The sequence below is a fragment of the Tissierella carlieri genome (assembly GCF_018917285.1).
GTDB lineage: Bacteria > Bacillota > Clostridia > Tissierellales > Tissierellaceae > Tissierella > Tissierella carlieri.
Map to the genome: position 1 here is coordinate 1 of NZ_JAHLOH010000036.1, position 2,968 is coordinate 2,968.

A 2,968-nucleotide genomic window follows, 5' to 3' on the forward strand; every position below is an offset into this window, starting at 1 on the left:
CGCAAGGTATGCTTTAATGAAAATCTTCTTAGTGATCTTATACTATCTTTTTTTGTCTGTTTATCTTTCTCTATATGTTTATCTTCACTTTTACTTAATTCTGTTTTAGTTTTTATAGATTTTTCTTCTTCATATTCTACTTCTGTTGATATAGTAGTAGCTTTAGCCATTTCCAAACTTTCAGTTTTCCCTTGAATCGTTTTTCTCTTTTTATTGTTGTTAATTAAATCTATAATAGAAGAATTTTTAAGCTTATTTGTTTTAAGCATCAGCATTATAACAAAAGGAATCATAGATAATAGGATAGATAGTATAAAGTATTTTATATCTAATCCTGAGTTAACAGTAGTCTGTGTAGTAGCAGTAACACTTCCTAACAATTCCATTGACTTCTCCATAGCATTATTAAAACCTATATAGCCTCCAATTCCCGATGCTATCATACCATATATAATTAGTGGCAATACCAGATGTTTTCCACTAATTTTTGATGGAATTCCTAAAGCTCTTTCTATTGCATAATTAAGCTTGTGCCCTTCTATATATACATATATCACAAATCCTTGTATCAATATTAAAAGTACACTAAAAAGCACAAAGCTTATTGTTGTAGATCTTTTAATAGGAGCAGAAGACTCTCTAAAACTCTCTATATTATTTATTAAAAAAGATAACTCATATCCTAATTCTTTTAATGGCTCTTTATATTTCTCTATAAAAGCTGATTCATCCTCTGCATTTTTTAAAACAAAAGTATATGAACTAGGATAAATAGGCATTGACTCATCTAACCCTTTAGTAAATCTGCCAAGTTCTACAGGTATGGTACTATTCGGAACATACATATGAATGTGTATATGGGGGTAAACATTGGAATTAAATATACCTACTACTTCAAAGGGTCTAGGTTCACTTGTATAATAGTTCCTCCATTCTCTGCGGTCCTTTTCTGTAAATAAAAGGTCAGAACCATATTCAGAATCCCGCATTTTAATTTCAAGCTTATCTCCAATATTTATTTTATGATTTTTGGCAATATTCTCATGTATTATAACTACATGGTTTTGCTTTTCATCATCCTCCTTGTTAAACCAACGTCCTTCTACTAGATAGTAATCCTTAGCACTATCTTGTACTTCCGGAATTGCTACCATATCCTTAATACCTATAAGATAATATGAAATGATGTTTTCATTGATAAAGTCCATTTCCTCTTTGATGATTTTAAACTGTGGAGCCTCCCAATCTATATGTCCATTATCATCTAGCTCTATGTAGAGAGGTCCATCATTATAAAGTGGTTTAGCAAAGAATCCAATGTCACCGGATGCATGAAGGAATGTTCTGAATAAATACTTTTTTCCCGGTTCCATTTGAAATATCTCATCTATTACATCATCATTGATATATTCAAGTTTTTCTCCTGTTACTATGGAATGGGATAAAAAAAGGAAACGATGTTTCTGATCATTTTTGTAGCGAAAATCTCCTTCTATATAGTCTGGATTTCCTGCCAATATATCTGTAACCTTAACATCTAATGTTGACCCTTCATAAATGTTCTCAGCATGTTGATATTTATACGCTTCTCGCATTTCTCCAATAAATATATGATCAAGTACATCCGAACCTGGTGTATTGAAAAGAGCAGGATTATTTCTTTTATTTCTATATAACCCATCTATCACTCCAATAGTATGCCTTATATTATCTTCAAAATCTATCATTGAGTCACCAGTAATAAGTTCTTGAGCTTCTTTTACATCAAAGTTATTCTCATCTAAGGGTAATATTGTTCCAATACTCCTATAATATTTACCAATATTATCAATCTCTCTATTAACTATGTAGAACTGACTAATACTTGATATAAAGAGATTTGATACAATTAATAATATAATGAGAAGGAGTATTCCCTTTAGGGGTCTTCTTAGGTTAGATTTGTTGATTGGATTTTTCATGGATTTCACTCTCCTTATACTCACAATATTAAGCAAAATAATATATGATTACGTTATTATCCTATAATTGAAGACGATTGTTAGGCTAGCTTTAATTAACAGTAAGTCTAGGTAGTCAAACTACCTAGACTTATTAAACCTGTATGCCTTAGTCTTAGGAAAAATTAGCCTCTGTTATATGAAGCATCAGCAAGAACATGTAGTAGCTGTTCATTCTTCATACTCATAATTAAAATTTTATCAATTATTTCATCTTCAATTTTATTTATCTTTGCTAATACTATGCTCATGCTTGTACCCCCTTTACTATTTTAATTAAAGTGTATTTCATAATAATTTTATTGTCAGCTAACTTTTGTACATATTTTTAAAAAAATTTGGCTTTATATATAGAGAGGGGCATACAACTCAATAAATTAAAAGAATCAGTGAATTAATTAACTTTCCTTCTATCTATTATTGATTTCATGTTTACTCTTTTACCTGAAGCATTTCCAATGGCTTCTTATTAGTTACCTTTCCTATACCAAGTATCAGTCCTGCAATAGTACCTAGCATATATCCTCCTGTTACCATTATATATTTCACCAAATCTATCGGATAGGATTTTATGGATATTGCAAATACAGCTATACATGCTATGGCTGTTCCTATTGATACCAATATAAGATTTTCTCTAAATAGATTCCATCTCACTTCTTTTTCCTTTACTCCTAATATCCGTAAAATCGCTGCATCCGTCGAGCGACGAAGTACCATTATAAAGACTAATATACCTGCTATTACAATTGATAAGGTAAATGTTACAGGGTATAGAACTTCTAATAAGGATGTATTCTTTTCTAATGGTCCTACTACATTTACAACTTCTCCATCCCATAGTTTTAGCTCAGTCGGGATTTCATTAGATGAATTGTCGGAAACTATTTTCTTTATCTCTTCCTTTCTTTCCATAATCTCTTTGTTTTTCTCTTGCTTAAATACAAACTCCATTTTACTATAATAAA

3 protein-coding genes are annotated in these 2,968 nt (G+C 30.5%); all 3 read right to left on the bottom strand.

Annotation, left to right across the window (positions count from 1 at the left end):
• On the bottom strand, positions 1 to 1,961 hold a 1,961-nt coding region (locus KQI38_RS11830; protein WP_216559667.1), incomplete at its 3' end, for an ABC transporter permease.
• Positions 1,962 to 2,125: 164 nt separating this feature from the next.
• Positions 2,126 to 2,251: a hypothetical protein gene (locus tag KQI38_RS22350; RefSeq protein WP_276515580.1), complete on the bottom strand. Its 126-nt coding sequence runs from the start codon at positions 2,249 to 2,251 to the stop codon at positions 2,126 to 2,128.
• A 181-nt stretch (positions 2,252 to 2,432) separates the two neighbouring features.
• On the bottom strand, positions 2,433 to 2,968 hold a 536-nt coding region (locus KQI38_RS11835), incomplete at its 5' end, for an FtsX-like permease family protein (RefSeq protein WP_216559669.1).